The sequence below is a fragment of the Bacillus sp. ISL-78 genome, assembly GCF_018613455.1.
Taxonomy (GTDB): Bacteria; Bacillota; Bacilli; order Bacillales; family DSM-1321; genus Peribacillus; species Peribacillus frigoritolerans.
Map to the genome: position 1 here is coordinate 320,469 of NZ_JAGGQC010000027.1, position 14,904 is coordinate 335,372.

The 14,904-nt window shown below is 40.8% G+C and carries 14 protein-coding genes and 1 pseudogene; 11 read left to right on the top strand and 4 right to left on the bottom strand.

Annotated features, from left to right (window positions below):
• Positions 1-222 precede the first annotated feature (222 nt).
• Positions 223-456: a hypothetical protein gene (locus tag J7I96_RS23865; RefSeq protein ID WP_214771903.1), complete on the bottom strand. Its 234-nt coding sequence runs from the start codon at positions 454-456 to the stop codon at positions 223-225.
• Between the two features lie 114 nt (positions 457-570).
• Complete coding sequence (gene speB / locus J7I96_RS23870; RefSeq protein ID WP_214771901.1) at positions 571-1,539, bottom strand: agmatinase; 969 nt, start codon at positions 1,537-1,539, stop codon at positions 571-573.
• A 133-nt stretch (positions 1,540-1,672) separates the two neighbouring features.
• On the opposite strand from speB, the gene J7I96_RS23875 reads away from it, so the two are divergent.
• Positions 1,673-1,846, top strand: a complete 174-nt coding sequence (locus J7I96_RS23875; protein WP_214771899.1) for a hypothetical protein — start codon at positions 1,673-1,675, stop codon at positions 1,844-1,846.
• A gap of 103 nt (positions 1,847-1,949) precedes the next feature.
• Positions 1,950-3,296 carry an APC family permease gene (locus tag J7I96_RS23880; RefSeq protein ID WP_053535505.1) on the top strand — a complete coding sequence of 449 codons (1,347 nt, stop codon included), beginning with the start codon at positions 1,950-1,952 and terminating at the stop codon, positions 3,294-3,296.
• A gap of 330 nt (positions 3,297-3,626) precedes the next feature.
• Here the strand turns inward: J7I96_RS23880 and J7I96_RS23885 are convergent, their stop codons facing one another.
• Positions 3,627-3,830: a hypothetical protein gene (locus tag J7I96_RS23885; RefSeq protein ID WP_215048116.1), complete on the bottom strand. Its 204-nt coding sequence runs from the start codon at positions 3,828-3,830 to the stop codon at positions 3,627-3,629.
• Between the two features lie 437 nt (positions 3,831-4,267).
• Here J7I96_RS23885 and J7I96_RS23890 point away from each other — a divergent pair, with 437 nt between their 5' ends.
• The 3 genes from J7I96_RS23890 to J7I96_RS23900 are packed head-to-tail and all read left to right on the top strand — an operon-like array spanning position 4,268 to position 6,136.
• Positions 4,268-5,545: a Glu/Leu/Phe/Val family dehydrogenase gene (locus J7I96_RS23890; protein ID WP_214771895.1), complete on the top strand. Its 1,278-nt coding sequence runs from the start codon at positions 4,268-4,270 to the stop codon at positions 5,543-5,545.
• A gap of 34 nt (positions 5,546-5,579) precedes the next feature.
• Positions 5,580-5,870 carry an SAV0927 family protein gene (locus J7I96_RS23895; protein ID WP_034307765.1) on the top strand — a complete coding sequence of 97 codons (291 nt, stop codon included), beginning with the start codon at positions 5,580-5,582 and terminating at the stop codon, positions 5,868-5,870.
• 17 nt (positions 5,871-5,887) lie between these two features.
• Positions 5,888-6,136: a biotin/lipoyl attachment domain-containing protein gene (locus J7I96_RS23900; protein ID WP_048687574.1), complete on the top strand. Its 249-nt coding sequence runs from the start codon at positions 5,888-5,890 to the stop codon at positions 6,134-6,136.
• A 75-nt stretch (positions 6,137-6,211) separates the two neighbouring features.
• Here J7I96_RS23900 and J7I96_RS23905 read toward each other — a convergent pair whose 3' ends face one another.
• The gene (locus J7I96_RS23905) at positions 6,212-6,952 is read right to left on the bottom strand and encodes an IclR family transcriptional regulator (protein ID WP_214771893.1); all 741 of its coding nucleotides are present in this window, start codon (positions 6,950-6,952) and stop codon (positions 6,212-6,214) included.
• 175 nt (positions 6,953-7,127) lie between these two features.
• Between J7I96_RS23905 and J7I96_RS23910 the strand changes: the two genes are divergently transcribed.
• The 6 genes and pseudogenes from J7I96_RS23910 (at position 7,128) to J7I96_RS23935 (ending at position 14,726) form a co-directional block, all read left to right on the top strand.
• Positions 7,128-8,006, top strand: a complete 879-nt coding sequence (locus J7I96_RS23910; protein WP_214772158.1) for a dimethylarginine dimethylaminohydrolase family protein — start codon at positions 7,128-7,130, stop codon at positions 8,004-8,006.
• Positions 8,003-9,619, top strand: a complete 1,617-nt coding sequence (locus J7I96_RS23915; protein WP_214771891.1) for a M20/M25/M40 family metallo-hydrolase — start codon at positions 8,003-8,005, stop codon at positions 9,617-9,619. The genes J7I96_RS23910 and J7I96_RS23915 overlap by 4 nt, the downstream gene beginning before the upstream one ends.
• Positions 9,620-9,774: 155 nt before the next feature.
• Positions 9,775-11,118 (top strand): YfcC family protein, encoded by a 1,344-nt coding sequence (locus J7I96_RS23920; protein WP_251025263.1) that lies wholly within the window; start codon positions 9,775-9,777, stop codon positions 11,116-11,118.
• A gap of 51 nt (positions 11,119-11,169) precedes the next feature.
• Positions 11,170-12,356: pseudogene (locus J7I96_RS23925) on the top strand (amidohydrolase).
• Between the two features lie 140 nt (positions 12,357-12,496).
• Positions 12,497-13,258 carry a dimethylarginine dimethylaminohydrolase family protein gene (locus tag J7I96_RS23930; RefSeq protein WP_214771884.1) on the top strand — a complete coding sequence of 254 codons (762 nt, stop codon included), beginning with the start codon at positions 12,497-12,499 and terminating at the stop codon, positions 13,256-13,258.
• A 52-nt stretch (positions 13,259-13,310) separates the two neighbouring features.
• Positions 13,311-14,726 (top strand): amino acid permease, encoded by a 1,416-nt coding sequence (locus tag J7I96_RS23935; protein WP_214771883.1) that lies wholly within the window; start codon positions 13,311-13,313, stop codon positions 14,724-14,726.
• Positions 14,727-14,904 lie beyond the last annotated feature (178 nt).

A 14,904-nucleotide genomic window follows, 5' to 3' on the forward strand; every position in this document is an offset into this window, starting at 1 on the left:
ATTCCACTCTTTCAGATGGGATGTGTTTTTTTGATTCCTTATGTCGCCGGAAACAGGAGGAGGAGCCAATTTTCCCTACCCGATATGACATTATTTACAGTGAAAATAGCAGTACTACTATAGTAAAAGTTGACATAAAAAAAAGCATCTGCTTTCACTTAAGAAGATGCTCAGTTTGTCGACAAAAGGGGGTTCGGAATGATTTCACATAGAACCATGATTTTAAAGGAAGATTAGATGATCCTTAATGTTTTTTTCTGTTTTATGACCCTCAATTGAAGAAATTTGCGACACTCCTGCCGAATAGCTGGCGACGCTTGCGTGGAGGAAGCTTGGCAGACAGTCGGCGGAAAGGGAGCGGATTTCTGAAATCAGCTGGAACATTTTTAAAGAAAAAAGACTGTAGACAAATTCGCTTTCTTCGAATTTGTCTACAGTCTGAGCATCTGTTTTCATAAACAGATGCTTTTTGAATTTCAGGACTTTTTTATTTTCTACTTAGTTTTTATATCATTAGCTTGGATCTTTCTGATCGATTAACAGTATCGGCCTGTATGGCCAGTGTTTGTCCTATAAACTTTTTTCGGCTGAATTCTCCTTTTTTTCTTCTTCTTTTAGTTGTAAGGCTACTAGACTGGCAAAGTCATGAATGATGGTGGCTGCCAATAGTGATGTAATTTGTGTTGGATCATACGGCGGGAGGACTTCCACCAGGTCGAATCCAATAAAGTTGAATCCTTGCAGAGAGCGTATCATCTCTAGGGTTTCAAAACTATTCAGACCGCCGACCTCCAATGTGCCAGTTCCAGGAGCGCAGGATGGATCGACAAAATCAATATCAAATGTCAAGAAACATGGTGTATCCCCGATGGTTTCCTTGACTTCCTTCACGACATCTTCGATTCCTCTCTTCTTCAGCTCGGGCGTAGTTATCACATTGTATCCTAGTTCTGTACTGGAATCTAAATCTCCTGGATGATTGAGCGTACCTCTGATGCCAATCTGGAAAACTTTATCCGTTTGGAGCAAGCCTTCCTCATATGCACGGATAAATGGGGAACCATGCCAGTATTTTTCTTCATAATAGGTATCCCAAGTATCTGTATGTGAATCAAAATGAAGAAGTGCAACAGGGCCGTGTATTTTTGCGGCTGCTCTTAAATTAGCCAATGTTACTGAGTGATCTCCACCGATGCCTATTGGAATGATGCCGTTTTTCATCAAGTCTGCCATAGCTTTTTCAATTAACTCATAGCTTCGATGTATATTATGGGGAATAACTGACACGTCCCCAATATCAATTGCATTACATTCGTCAAACGGAAATACCTTGTGAATGGGATGATAAGGAAACAACGTCATGGATGCTTGGCGGACTGCCTGTGGAGCAAACCGGGCTCCTACCCTGAATGAAGCAGCTGTATCGAAAGGCATACCTACGACTGCCAATTTGGCATTTTCCCTTGAAGCAGGTAAGCGCATAAATGATCCGGTGGTACAAAACTCCGGTTTAACATCAGGTGATAAAGGATATTTCATTTTTCTATTCCTCCATTTTCTTATAGCTTAATAATTTTGAAACTCATTTAAATGAATTCCTATAGATGATTAATCATGCAATTACCATGCCAAATCACTGTGAGTGATTTAATGAGATTTTTTACGAGATAACATGGGCTTTGTGTATGCAAAGGCGAATAAGTTATGGGGAAATGAATCGCCGATGAAGATGATGCTGGAAGACTTCATATCTTTGAATCAATCATTTGCGGGTAAGAATAAAGGAATTAGGGCGTTTTTCGTTTGTCGAAATAAACCGAAATCATATGGCACAGAAATTGCATAAAGGTATACAGGTAAAACTTTTAAAATAGAGGGAGGCATGGGGATTATTCTAGTTAAGAAATTGAACTCACTGATTTGAAAGCGGTTTCAAGGAGGAATGATAGGTGGAAAATGAGGTTACATTGAAAAGATCACTGAAATTATGGCAAATCGTTATGATGGGGTTAGCATATATGACCCCGATGGTCGTATTTGATACATTCGGCATTGTATCTGGGATTACGGGTGGTCATGTGCCGACTGCCTATATCGTTGCATTGGTGGGGATGCTTTTTACAGCTGCCAGCTATGGAAAACTTGTAAAGGTTTTTCCTGCTGCAGGTTCTGCCTACACTTATACGCAAAAGGCGATAAACCCTCATTTAGGATTCCTGGTAGGATGGTCTTCGTTGCTGGACTATTTGTTTTTACCTATGGTCAATGCATTGTTGACCAAAATTTATCTGACAGCATTATTTCCAGGAGTTCCTACATGGATTTGGGTAGTATTGTTCGTAGCAATCGTCACCATTCTCAATCTCAGGAGCGTCAATGTGCTTGCTAACTTTAATGCGCTTTTTGTTTTAATTCAGATTGCCATCATGGCAGTGTTCATCATTCTTGTTGTCAAAGGTTTAAATGATGGGGAAGGTACAGGAGAAGTGTTTACATTAATGCCTTTCGTAAATGAAGGGATGGATTTCTCGGCCATAATTACCGGGGCTACGATCCTTTGTTTTTCCTTTTTGGGATTCGATGCGGTAACGACACTATCTGAGGAAACGCCGGATCCGAAAAAAACGATTCCAAAAGCGATATTTTTAACTGCGCTTTGGGGTGGGATCATCTTCATTACCGCATCTTTCTTTATTCAGCTCTTTTTTCCGGATATATCCCGTTTTAAGGAACCGGATGCTGCATTACCGGAAATCGCCCTTTATGTAGGCGGGAAGCTATTTCAATCCATTTTTCTTTGTACGACATTCGTCAATACGCTAGCCTCGGGACTAGCCTCGCATGCCAGCGTTTCCCGTCTTTTGTATGTTATGGGCCGTGATAAAGTATTTCCGGAAAAATGGTTTGGATTCATTCATCCCAAGTGGAAGACACCAGCCATTAATGTACTCATAGTTGGAGTCATTTCAATGTCGGCTTTATTCTTTGATTTAGTGACAGCAACGTCACTGATTAACTTTGGTGCATTAATGGCATTTACCTTTGTAAATCTTTCAGTGATCAGCCATTTTATCATTCGGGAAAAGGAGCACCGAACGATAAAGGGGTGTATTAAATACTTAATTATGCCTTTAATTGGAGCTATAGCAATTGGCATTCTATGGATCAACCTTGAGGCAAGTTCCCTAATAATGGGGACGAGTTGGTTCATTATTGGTTTTTGTTATCTATTATATATCACAAAGGCATTCAGGAAGGCACCGCCCCAATACCAAGTTGAAGAAATTCAGCTATGAGATTTTCCAAGGAAAAACGCATCCGATAAGGATGCTTCAATTTATAGACTTCAAAAGGTTTCGGAATGGTTTCATTCCGAAACCTTTTTGATTTTTAATTGGATAAGAATAGATGACCGCGACCATTTCTGGCCCTTGCCTGTCCAGTTGGATATCTTCTTTATATTCATGTAAGAGTCGCCTGCACTGACAATATTTTACGTCCGCTTGTTGTCCAAAGCATGCCATGGCTTTTCTTTTGCATCAGCGAATATTTCCATAAGTAGTAGAGACATAACCTAAGAACCAGCATAGGCCACGTTCGTATTACCTCTTCAATGGTCTTACGCATCAATCGGTTAAATAGGGTAGATTGATTGATTGATTGATTGTCAGGTTAACCTTGATTACTGGGTCAATACTTGGGCCTACCTCTGTTTCTTTCACTAAGTCATAAATGAAAGAGATATCAATGGCGTCCACAATTATACGAACCAAATGATTCGAATGCTCCAAATGACAACATTTAAAGTCGATTTCACTTAATAGAATCATGTTTAGAAAGTATCCTTTTGATTTCAAGTTTTAATACTTCTTTTTTAAAAACAAATAAGACTGTAGGCAAAAGGGTTCTATTTAAAGGATAAACAAAGTTGATTGGAACGGAAGGTGCGAGACCCCGCAGGCGAAAGCCGAGGAGGCACCAGGACCGCCCGCGTAAAGCGAGTGCCTGGAAGCTACGTTAGAATGTATTATTATCGCTGTTTGTCTACAGTCTGACGTATCCTAAAAGGATGCGTTTTTTTATGTGTTTAATCATCACTTTTTACATATGCAAATCTGAATTGCTTATGAATTAATACATATGTCCTGATGATTGTATGTGTGATATGGGTGAGGACAGATGGCGGTATGGTGCTATTCATACAATATCCTCAAAGCTGGCATGAAAGTTGCTTAATAAGTAATAAGAATAAAAGTGAGGTGCTAAAATGTCAGAGGAAATTAAGGTTATTGAAAAACGTCAATTGGATAATCCACTGCAAGAATTCCAGGATATCTTAAAAGAAGCGATTCATGTTTTGGACTATCCAGAGCAGGTTTTTGATTTTTTGAAAGCGCCAATGCGTTTTCTGGAAGTCTGTATTCCTATTCAAATGGATAATGGCGAGACAAGGATGTTTCAAGGGTATCGTGCTCAACATAATGATGCAGCCGGTCCAACGAAAGGGGGTATCCGGTTTCACCCGGATGTCACTCCTGAAGAAGTTAAGGCATTGGCCGGATGGATGAGCTTGAAATGCGGAATAACCGATCTTCCATACGGAGGGGCAAAAGGCGGCATTGTGTGTGATCCGAGACAGATGAGTTCATTTGAGCTTGAACGATTAAGCAGAGGGTATGTCAGGGCGGTAAGTCAAATAGTGGGCCCTACAAAAGATATCCCGGCACCAGATATGTATACGAATTCACAAATCATGGCCTGGATGCTGGATGAATATGATCACATCAGGGAATTCGATTCACCTGGCTTCATTACAGGAAAGCCTCTGAGATTAGGAGGATCGAAGGGCAGGGAAAAAGCCACTTCCAAGGGCGTATTATATACACTTCAAATGATTTGTGATTTAAAGGGGATTCCGATTGAAGGCATGCGGGTAATTATCCAGGGATTCGGGAATGTTGGCAGTCATTTAGCATTGTATTTACATGAAATGGGGGCCAAGGTTGTCGGAATAGCGGATGAGCTTGGAGGTTTATATGATCCGAATGGATTGGATATTCCTTACCTTTTGGAGAACAGGGACTCTTTTGGGGTGGTTTCGAACTTATACCAAGATTCCTTATCCAATCAAGAATTATTGGAAAAAGAGTGTGATGTGCTGATTCCCGCAGCCATTAGCGGAGTGGTGAATAAGGATAATGCGAAACGACTAAAATGTGAAATCCTGATTGAAGCTGCAAATGGGCCGACGACAAAGGAAGCGATCAAGATTCTCGATGATAAGGGTATAGTCCTAGTCCCTGATATTTTGGCGAATTCAGGAGGGGTGATAGTCTCGTATTTTGAATGGTGCCAGAACAATCAAGGTTATTACTGGACGGAAGAGCTTGTCGATGAACGATTGAAGGAAAAGATAACGGCCAGCTTTTTGAATGTCTACCATACTTCACAAAAATATTCCGTGAACATGAAAGTGGCCGCTTATATTGAAGGGATTCGCAAAATAGCAGAAGCATCCCAGCTTCGGGGGTGGATCAGGTTCTGAACGAATTATGGATTACAAGAAAGGGGGCAATCCGTTGAATTTTGATATTCTTTCCGAAAATAAAGAAAACCAGGCTATTCATCATTATTGCTTATTGTCACAAGATTATAGATATGATGTAACCATTGTATATTCGGCCCAGTTTTTCGGTAAAGCAATGGTGACTTCCATGCAAAGCGGAAGAATGATCCTGCTTTGTGCCAATGATATTAATTTAGATCAGTACTGGGCTCCGACCCTCGGCATTGAACAAGAAGATATATCTGAGTTCCAAAACTTTCTTAGGTTAGTTTTACAAACCCCATTTCATTTTGAAGAATACTGAAGGAAGGAATGATGTAAATGTACGTTGATGTGATTCTTAGCCCTTGTGATGGCAGGGTTGAAAAAATTTCAATATCCAAAAATTCCAGATTTTACGAATGGGAACAATTATTTCAGATTAAGAAGGCAGATGGAAGTGTGGAAATCATTGATATTGGTGTCAGCGGGAAAATAGAAACATTGGAGGTATTGGAAGGCGAACCAGTGGTGGCCGGCGAGGTCCTCGCCTATTTTAAAGAAGATTTATTTGTGACCGGCAGCGATTAATATAAAGCGAAAAGAAGATGAAATGATTCATCTTCTTTTCGTTTTATCCGATAATCCTTCACTTCTCTCTTATTATCATGGTCCCCTATACCCCAATTTTGCAGAAACCCGATTCCCAGTTTCCATCACATTCTTAATGAGGAAATCGAGTCTTTCATCTGTCAGGTTAAAGCTGACAAAACCAATGCTCACCGCACCGTGAACTTCCCCAAAATGGTTCAATATCGGCACGGCAACAGAACATGTTCCCTCTGTTCTTTCACTGTGACTGATTCCATGTCCCTTCGTTTTAGTCTCTTGCAATATATCCCAAAAAGCTGCTCTTTCTTGAGTTGGCAGAAGAGCATCGACGATTTTTTTCGTTTGATTATATGGCATATAGGCGAGCATCGCTTTATTGGCAGCCCCGATATGCATAGGTACACGTGAGCCAAGCTGGTCATAAACCCGGATTTGGCTCTTTTCACTGTCGATCCTTTCGATAACGAGTGATTCCATCCCGATTGGTTGGCTTAGATAGACGCTTTCCTCCACTTTGTTCATAAGCCTTTCGAGTTCAGGCCTTATTTGACTAATGTAATCCATTTTGTCATACATGCGTAAACCATATTCGAGCCAAATATTCCCCAAACCATATTGTTTGGATTGCCCGTCCTGTTGAATTAATCCATGCAAGGACATTGCCTTTAACAAACGATGCATGGAGCTGACAGGAAGATCACATTCTTGGGAAAGTTCCGTAATTGACAGCCAGTTTTCAGAAGAATTGGATACCAGCACCTTTATGACGTTCATGGCGCGGTCAATTGATTGCATATACAAACCACCTATCTTTCCATACAAGTTAAATAAAAAGTTAATTTATTTGAAAATTTAAAACATATTGACATTATACCAAAACTAAATTTATAATAAAAGAAAAATTCCTATTAGCGGAAACGTTTTCCGATATGCGGAAAAGGAGGGGGAGGCAGTGACATTTTGCTCGTCCATGTACAAACCATTGGATCGTGTCATTGTAAAACATCCGAAAGAAGCTTTTATTAGTCAAGAGCATTTAAGTCAAACATGGCGGAACTTCAACTTTCTGGAAGAGCCAGATTTCAACGAAGCGCTAACGGAGTTTGGTGACTTTATATCCATTTTGGAGAAATATGTCCCAAACATCGATTATTTGCCAGCATCTTCAGTAGTTGGCATTGACTCCTTATATGCGCATGACCCAGTCAAATTCACTAGCCAAGGGGCCATTATTTTAAAGTCGGGGAAAGAATCGAGGCAGCCTGAAGCGACTGTATACAAGGAATACTGTAAGGAAAAAAACATTCCGATCATTGGGTATTTAACGGGTGATGCGGTCGCGGATGGCGGTGATATCGTTTGGCTTGATGATAAGACCTTGGTTGTCGGACATGGTTATCGTACAAACGCTGAAGCCATTCGGCAATTAAAGGAAATGACCGCACATCTTGTGGATGAATTTATCGTAGTTCAGCTTCCGCATGATCAAGGAGAGGCAGAGTGTCTCCATCTAATGTCTTTCATCAGCATGGTCGACCATGATTTAGCGGTAGTTCATTCCCGCCTTATGCCTGTCTTTTTCAGAAAACTGCTTATTGAACGAGGCATTAAGCTTATCGAAGTGCCGATTGATGAGTACTTGAACTTGGGTTGTAATGTGCTTGCCATTGCTCCGCGGGTTTGCGTGATACCTTCTGGGAACGCTTACACAAAGCAAAAGCTTATTGATTCGGGAGCGACAGTTTATGAGTACAAAGGAACTGAAATCAGTTTCAAAGGCACTGGAGGTCCTACCTGTTTAACCTGCCCGGTGGTGCGTACAAATATTGATGAAGGGGGATTGAAATGAGTCAATTACTATGGGGTACTCCAGAAAGGCTCCGTGCTTTGTTGTGTGAACTTGTTAGCTGGGAAAGCCGTACTCTTACACCAGGGGAGCGAATGTTCCCTTATAAGGTGCAAGAGAAATTAAGGGAGCTCGATTATTTTAAAAGGAATCCGGCACATTTATCGCTTCACGAGGCAGATTTAGGCAGGAATTTTGTCAATGCCTTTTATAAACATCCCGATAGCAAGGAGACCGTTGTTTTAATTAGTCATTTTGATACGGTTCATACTGAAGAATACGGTGACCTTGAGACTCTTGCATTTCAACCAGAGGAGCTCACGAAAAAACTTCATGGTAGGAAAGATGATCTGCCGGAAGAAGCGCGCATTGATCTGGAATCAGGAAAGTATTTGTTTGGTAGAGGAACGATGGATATGAAAATGGGGCTTGCCCTTCATATGGCTATCATCGAAAAGGCAAGCATCGAACAATGGCCGATCAATCTCCTGCTGTTAACGGTTCCGGATGAGGAAGTGAATTCTGCTGGAATGAGGGCTGCAGTTAAAGAACTTGTGGCTTTACGTGATAGATATGACCTTTCCTATAAAGTGTTTCTCAATAGTGAACCGTCCTTTTCACAGAAACCGGGTGATAATAATCATTATATTTATTCCGGAACTTTGGGGAAAATTATGCCCGCTGCCCTTTTTTATGGGAAAGAAACTCATGTAGGTGAGCCATTAAAGGGCATAACGGCTAACTATATAGCCTCGTTTCTCACGCAGCTCATGGAGTGGAACACTCTTTTTCTGGAAAGTGACCTTGGCGAGGAAACACCTTTACCAGTATCTCTTCAGCAAAAAGACCTAAAACTACAATATTCAACACAGACACCTTATCGGGCAGCCGCGCTTTATAATGTGTTCATCATGAAAAGAACAGCTGCAGAAATAATGGGACTATTCGAGCAGGTTGCGAACGAAGCAGCGATGAAATGCAATGAATCTTATAAAGAACTTTGTCTGCGTGAACAAATTGAAGGTGTAGGCGAAGTACAAGTATTGCGCTACGAAAAGTTACTTTCATATGCCGAGGGCAAATTTGGCGGGAGTTTTGTTGAGCAAATAAAGAGTGAAGTTAAAGGAAACAAGGATTTGGATGAACGGGAAAAATCAGTGCGGATCGCTGAAAAATTGATGATACAATGTCAGGAGCTTTCACCCGCCATTGTATTGCTGTTCGCACCGCCATATTATCCAGCCGTCAATTCGTCCGATGATCCGCTTATCATCGAATCTGTGAAATTAATGAAGGAAACTGCCAGAAAGTTTGATGAAGAAGTCAAACAAATTCATTATTTTAATGGCCTTTGCGATTTAAGCTATGTTCAATATACTGATGACTCTGATGGCTGGACGGCTTTTGAAAAAAATACACCAGTCTGGGGCGATACTTACAGCATTCCCTTTGCCGATATGCAAAAACTTCAGGCACCCGTACTTAATGTGGGGCCATTCGGCAAGGATGCCCATCAGCGTACTGAGCGCCTTCACATCGATAGCGCCTTTGTCCATACGCCCGTTATGCTTGAGAAGTTAATAATGAGTATGTTTAAGTGTTTGGTTGAGAAGTGATGGTCCGATTAGGAAAGTATTAAACTTTAACTGGGGGTATAAAGATGAATGACCTGCCTAATGGTCCAATCACTTCCAAGCCGCTTAATCAGAATAATAAGCCACTTAACCAACTAACGGTGCTGCCGGAAAAAGGGATAAATCCTTTTGTATTAATGTTTATCGTAATTGTGATAGTGACGTTTCTAACCTATATCTTACCAGCAGGCCAATATGAAAGAATTGAAAAGGATGGCCGAAGTGTAGTCGATCCCACTTCTTTTGAGTTCGTGGAATCAACACCTGTGGGATTATTGGAAATGTTCAGCAGTATTCATGGAGGGATGATTGAAGGAGCGTCAATTATTTTGTTCGTCTTTTTGTTTGGCGGAGCACTGGGAATCATGCAGGCAACAGGAGCACTGGATTCTTTCATTAAGTTTGTGGCTGTCCGATTCGGAACAAAAGAAAAATTGCTTATTCCGTTGATGGTATTAATCTTCGCATCATTAGGGACACTGATCGGCTCTGCTGAGGATGCATTAGTTTATATCGCCATCATTGTTCCGATGACGATCGCATTAGGCTTTGATGCACTTACTGGTTTTGCGATCGTCATCCTTGGAACATTGGCGACTGGATTCATTTCGGGCATTACGAACCCATTTAATGTCGGAGTTGCCCAAAGCATTGCAGAATTGCCCATGTATTCGGGAATGGGATTGCGAATCGCTCTTCTTGCAGTTTTTTATGTCGTTACAGTATTGTACATCTATTTTCATGCAATGAAGGTCAAAAGGAACCCTGAACTGGGGGAGTATGGGAAATTCAGGCGTGAAGAACATGGACAACTTGATAAAAACTTTAGGATGAGCAAAAGACATAGCGCTGCTTTAATTATTTTATTGGTGAATTTCATCCTATTAGTCTATGGAGTTATTAAATTAGGATGGTATATAAGTGAAATTGGCGGCTTGTTCTTATTAAGCGGGATCATAATGGGCCTAATCGGAGGCTTGACTCCGTCCAAGATGGCTAATGGTTTTATTTCAGGAGCAGGCGATATGGTTTCCGGGGCATTGATAATAGGTGTTGCTCAGACAATCTTGGTCATCATTACAAGTGGTGGATTGCTTGATACCATTTTATATTATGCTGCAGGATTGGTTGAGCAGCTTCCTCCCGCCATAAATGCAATCGGAATGTTCATTGTCCAATTATTCCTTAACTTCATTGTTCCTTCAGGAAGTGGACAAGCAGCATTGACGATGCCGATCATGGCTCCATTAGCGGATTTAATGGGTGTGACAAGACAAACGGCAGTTTTAGCTTTCCAATTAGGGGATGGGATTTCGAATATGATATTTCCGACTTCTGGAGTGCTATTGGCTGGACTGGCAGTGGCCGGCATATCATTTACGAAATGGGTAAAATGGGTATTTCCCTTTCTTTTGATTCAGGTTGCCGTAGCGATTATCTTTTTGATCATTGCTCAAAGCATAAAGTATGGCCCTTTTTAAAGTTCTGAAAAAACTGAATATTCGAACTAGGTGATCTAGGAGGCATTTATGATGAAGACAATACAGGAGACAGTTGTGGATGAAGTGATTTCATGGAGACGTCATTTTCATGAAAATCCGGAGCTCTCGTATCAGGAGCACCAGACTTCCGAATTCATTTATAGGAAATTAAAAACCTTTACAGGATTAGAAGTGACGAGACCTACCGAAACGAGTGTTTTAGCGGTTCTCAAAGGAGCTGAAAAATCACCCCAAAAATCGAATACCATTTCCTTTCGTGCAGATATTGATGCACTCCCGATTGAAGAGGAAGCAGATATTGAATATAAATCAAAAAATCCTGGGGTTATGCATGCATGCGGACATGATGCACATGCTGCGATGTTATTAGGTGCTGCAAAAGTCCTCTCCGCGAAAAAAGATGCGATTAATGGAGAAATCAGGTTTATTTTCCAACACGCCGAAGAGGTTCTGCCAGGAGGAGCTCAGGAATTGGTGAAAAAAGGGTCATGGAAGGAGTGGATTATGCATTCGCACTGCATGTTACTCCTTATGAACGAACAGGGACCATATGTTCAAGGGAAGGGGTATTCTGTGCAGCAGCCGATGATTTTGAAATTAAAATTATTGGTCAGGGAGGTCATGCGTCAACTCCGGAATTAACGGTGGATCCGCTTATCATTGGTGCAGAAATAACGACGAATATTCAACATATCGTTTCCAGAAAAATTTCAGCTCTTAGGACACCTGTCATTTCAGTCACCCAATTCCATTCCGGAAGTGCGCTCAATGTCATACCTGAATATGCAGAAATCGGCGGTACCATTCGTTCCTTGGACTCTGAAAGCCGAGTGAAAGCAAGGGAGTATCTAGAGCAAATCGTTAAGGGGATTGCAGAAGCGCATGGGGCAAAGTGTGAAGTCACTTGGTATTTAGGGTATCCAGCAGTGGTGAATGATAAAGCTGCCGTTGATATTTCAGGAACGGTCATGGAAGGTATTTTTGAAGAAAATAATATCATCCAGGTTGATGATCCAATGTTTGGGACAGAAGATTTTTCGGCTTTTTCCGAAATCGTTCCCTCTTCCATGCAATTTCTAGGCGTCCATGATAATGAGTTTGGAAAAGCTTATCCTTTGCACCATCCTAAATTTAAAATCGATGAGAAGGCTTTAGGGTATGGAGTAAGATATTTTGTAGGAATAGCGGATAAATTATGCGGTCATCAAAATAATTGAGAAGCATGGGCTAATAAGAGACACCCCTTATCAAGAAAGGCTTTCGGTTGTCACTTCTCTCGCTATTGTCATAGTTATTTCAAAAAGGTGAATTTTCCACATTTTAAAAAATAAGCTACCTATTTAGGAGGAATATATATATGTTTAATCATGCGATTGTAAGAAAGATTGGAAAAAGTTTTGTAAATGGCTTAACAACATCGGATTTAGGAACCCCGAATTATGAAAAAGCGCTTGTACAACACGAGGCTTATGTAGAAGCATTAAAACGCTGCGGTGTGAAAGTGACCGTTCTCGAATCGGATGAGAGATACCCTGATTCCACGTTTGTTGAAGATACCGCGGTGTTGACGCCAAAATGTGCCCTTGTAACCAATCCCGGTGCAGAAAGCCGGAATGGTGAGATCAATGAAATGAAAGAAGTTTTAAAGGACTTTTATGACACAATCGAATATATTCAATCTCCAGGTATGTTAGATGGTGGGGATGTAATGCAAGTTGAGGATCACTTCTATGTTGGCCTTTCAACTAGAACGAATGAAGCCGGTGCTCTTCAGTTCAAAGATGTTATGGGTAAATATGGATATGAAACGACCATCATTCCCCTTAAGAAATTCTTTCATTTAAAAACGGGTGTCAATTACCTGGGAGACAATAACTTATTAGTGGCAGGGGAATTCATTAATCACGAGGCTTTTTCTAGCTTTAATCAAATCATCGTAAAAGAGGAAGAAGAGTATTCCGGTAACTGCGTCAGAATGAACGAATGCGTTATTGTCCCTAAAGGGTTTGATGGTACAAAGAAAAAAATTGAAGATTTGGGATACACAGTGATTGAAGTGGAGATGACTGAATTTCAAAAACAAGATGGCGGACTTAGTTGTCTTTCATTGAGGTTCTAATATGGTTTGGGAGAAGGCATAGGTTTAATAGATAAAATAAGGACGTGATTATATGGGGTATGGACTGGAGAATAATGATCAGCTGAAACGCTCAATGAAAAGACGCCATTTATTTATGCTTTCACTTGGCGGCGTTATTGGTACAGGGCTTTTTTTAAATGCAGGCTATACAATTAACCAAGCGGGGCCAGGAGGTGCCTTGGTCGGTTATCTAGCCGGCGGTCTAATTTTGTATATGGTCATGGTCTGCCTTGGCGAGCTAGCCGTTCATATGCCGGTTACAGGATCATTCCAAAAATATGCTGCCGAATATATTGGGCCTTCCGCTGGTTTTTCTCTAGGATGGATGTATTTCGTAGGTTCTGCCGCAACTGCAGGAGTTGAATTTACGGCAGCAGGAATATTGATGAAACAATGGTTCCCCCATAGTCCTACCTGGATTTGGTGTGCGGTGTTCATAGTGCTTTTATTTACATTGAATGCATTAACGACAAGAGGTTTTGCAGAGGCGGAATATTGGTTCGCTGGAATAAAAATCGTTGCAGTGATTTTGTTTATCTTGATTGGAATCGCTGGTATCTTTGGTTTTGTCTCTTTATCTGATCGTCCAACCCCATTCTTCGAGAATTTGGCTCCCTCTGGTCTTTTTCCAGTTGGCGGCATTACAATTATCTTTGTGACAATGATGAATGTTATATTTTCTTATCAAGGCTCGGAACTTATCGGAATTGCGGCAGGTGAAAGTGAAAAACCTGAAGAGAACATCCCAAAAGCCATTCGTAACGTACTATTTAGAATCATTGTTTTTTACATTTCGTCCATTATCATCCTTTCCGCCATATTCCCTTCTTCGGAATTAGGCCTATTGGAAAGTCCTTTTGTAACTTTGATGAAGATAGCGGGGATACCTTATGCAGCAGGCATCATGAATTTCATTATTTTGACAGCCATTCTTTCAGTGGGGAATTCATGTCTGTATGCATCTACAAGATTGCTTTGGTCGATGGCCCATGATGGAATGGCACCAAAGGTATTTGGTCTATTGTCCAAAAGGAAAGTGCCATTGAATGCCCTTCTTTTTACGATATGCTTTTCACTTCTCTCGTTATTGACTAGCTTCATTGCGGCAGATACTGTGTTCGTGATACTTATGTCCATAGCCGGTATTTCCGTCACGATCTCATGGATGGGAATTGCCTTATCGCAATATATGTTTAGAAAGAAATTTATTAAAGCGGGTGGTAAAACGGAAGACTTACAATACATAGTACCATTTTACCCATTCGTCCCGTTGTTTTGTTTAGGCTTTTGTTCACTGATTCTAGTATTCCTTGCCTTTGACCCTACTCAACGAGTCGGACTGTTTTATGGAATAGGATTTTTGGTAGCCTGTATATTATTCTATAAATTTAAATTGGCCAAGAAAGCAGAATCGAACACGAACTTGGAAAATGAAAAAATATTGTAATAGATTGCTATATCGATTGCCCGTTCGTATAAAAGGTTAGCCAGTTTTTTAAACTGTACCCTATAGAGTAGACACTAAAAAAAGGTCTGCTCTGTAGGGTACTTTTATGTATAATGAAAAAAATGGGAGAATCGGAGAACAATTAAATGCCAAAAAAGCTCTTTACTGAGAAAGAAAT

What these genes read in the sequence shown, in the direction of transcription:
- J7I96_RS23935 (WP_214771883.1), top strand. Translation starts at nt 13,311, where the DNA reads ATGGGGTATGGACTGGAGAATAATGATCAGCTGAAACGCTCAATGAAA.
- J7I96_RS23905 (WP_214771893.1), bottom strand. Translation starts at nt 6,952, where the DNA reads ATGCAATCAATTGACCGCGCCATGAACGTCATAAAGGTGCTGGTATCC.
- J7I96_RS23885 (WP_215048116.1), bottom strand. Translation starts at nt 3,830, where the DNA reads ATGATTCTATTAAGTGAAATCGACTTTAAATGTTGTCATTTGGAGCAT.
- J7I96_RS23910 (WP_214772158.1), top strand. Translation starts at nt 7,128, where the DNA reads ATGTACAAACCATTGGATCGTGTCATTGTAAAACATCCGAAAGAAGCT.
- J7I96_RS23890 (WP_214771895.1), top strand. Translation starts at nt 4,268, where the DNA reads ATGTCAGAGGAAATTAAGGTTATTGAAAAACGTCAATTGGATAATCCA.
- J7I96_RS23930 (WP_214771884.1), top strand. Translation starts at nt 12,497, where the DNA reads ATGTTTAATCATGCGATTGTAAGAAAGATTGGAAAAAGTTTTGTAAAT.
- J7I96_RS23875 (WP_214771899.1), top strand. Translation starts at nt 1,673, where the DNA reads ATGGGCTTTGTGTATGCAAAGGCGAATAAGTTATGGGGAAATGAATCG.
- J7I96_RS23915 (WP_214771891.1), top strand. Translation starts at nt 8,003, where the DNA reads ATGAGTCAATTACTATGGGGTACTCCAGAAAGGCTCCGTGCTTTGTTG.
- J7I96_RS23865 (WP_214771903.1), bottom strand. Translation starts at nt 456, where the DNA reads ATGAAAACAGATGCTCAGACTGTAGACAAATTCGAAGAAAGCGAATTT.
- J7I96_RS23920 (WP_251025263.1), top strand. Translation starts at nt 9,775, where the DNA reads ATGTTTATCGTAATTGTGATAGTGACGTTTCTAACCTATATCTTACCA.
- speB (WP_214771901.1), bottom strand. Translation starts at nt 1,539, where the DNA reads ATGAAATATCCTTTATCACCTGATGTTAAACCGGAGTTTTGTACCACC.
- J7I96_RS23900 (WP_048687574.1), top strand. Translation starts at nt 5,888, where the DNA reads ATGTACGTTGATGTGATTCTTAGCCCTTGTGATGGCAGGGTTGAAAAA.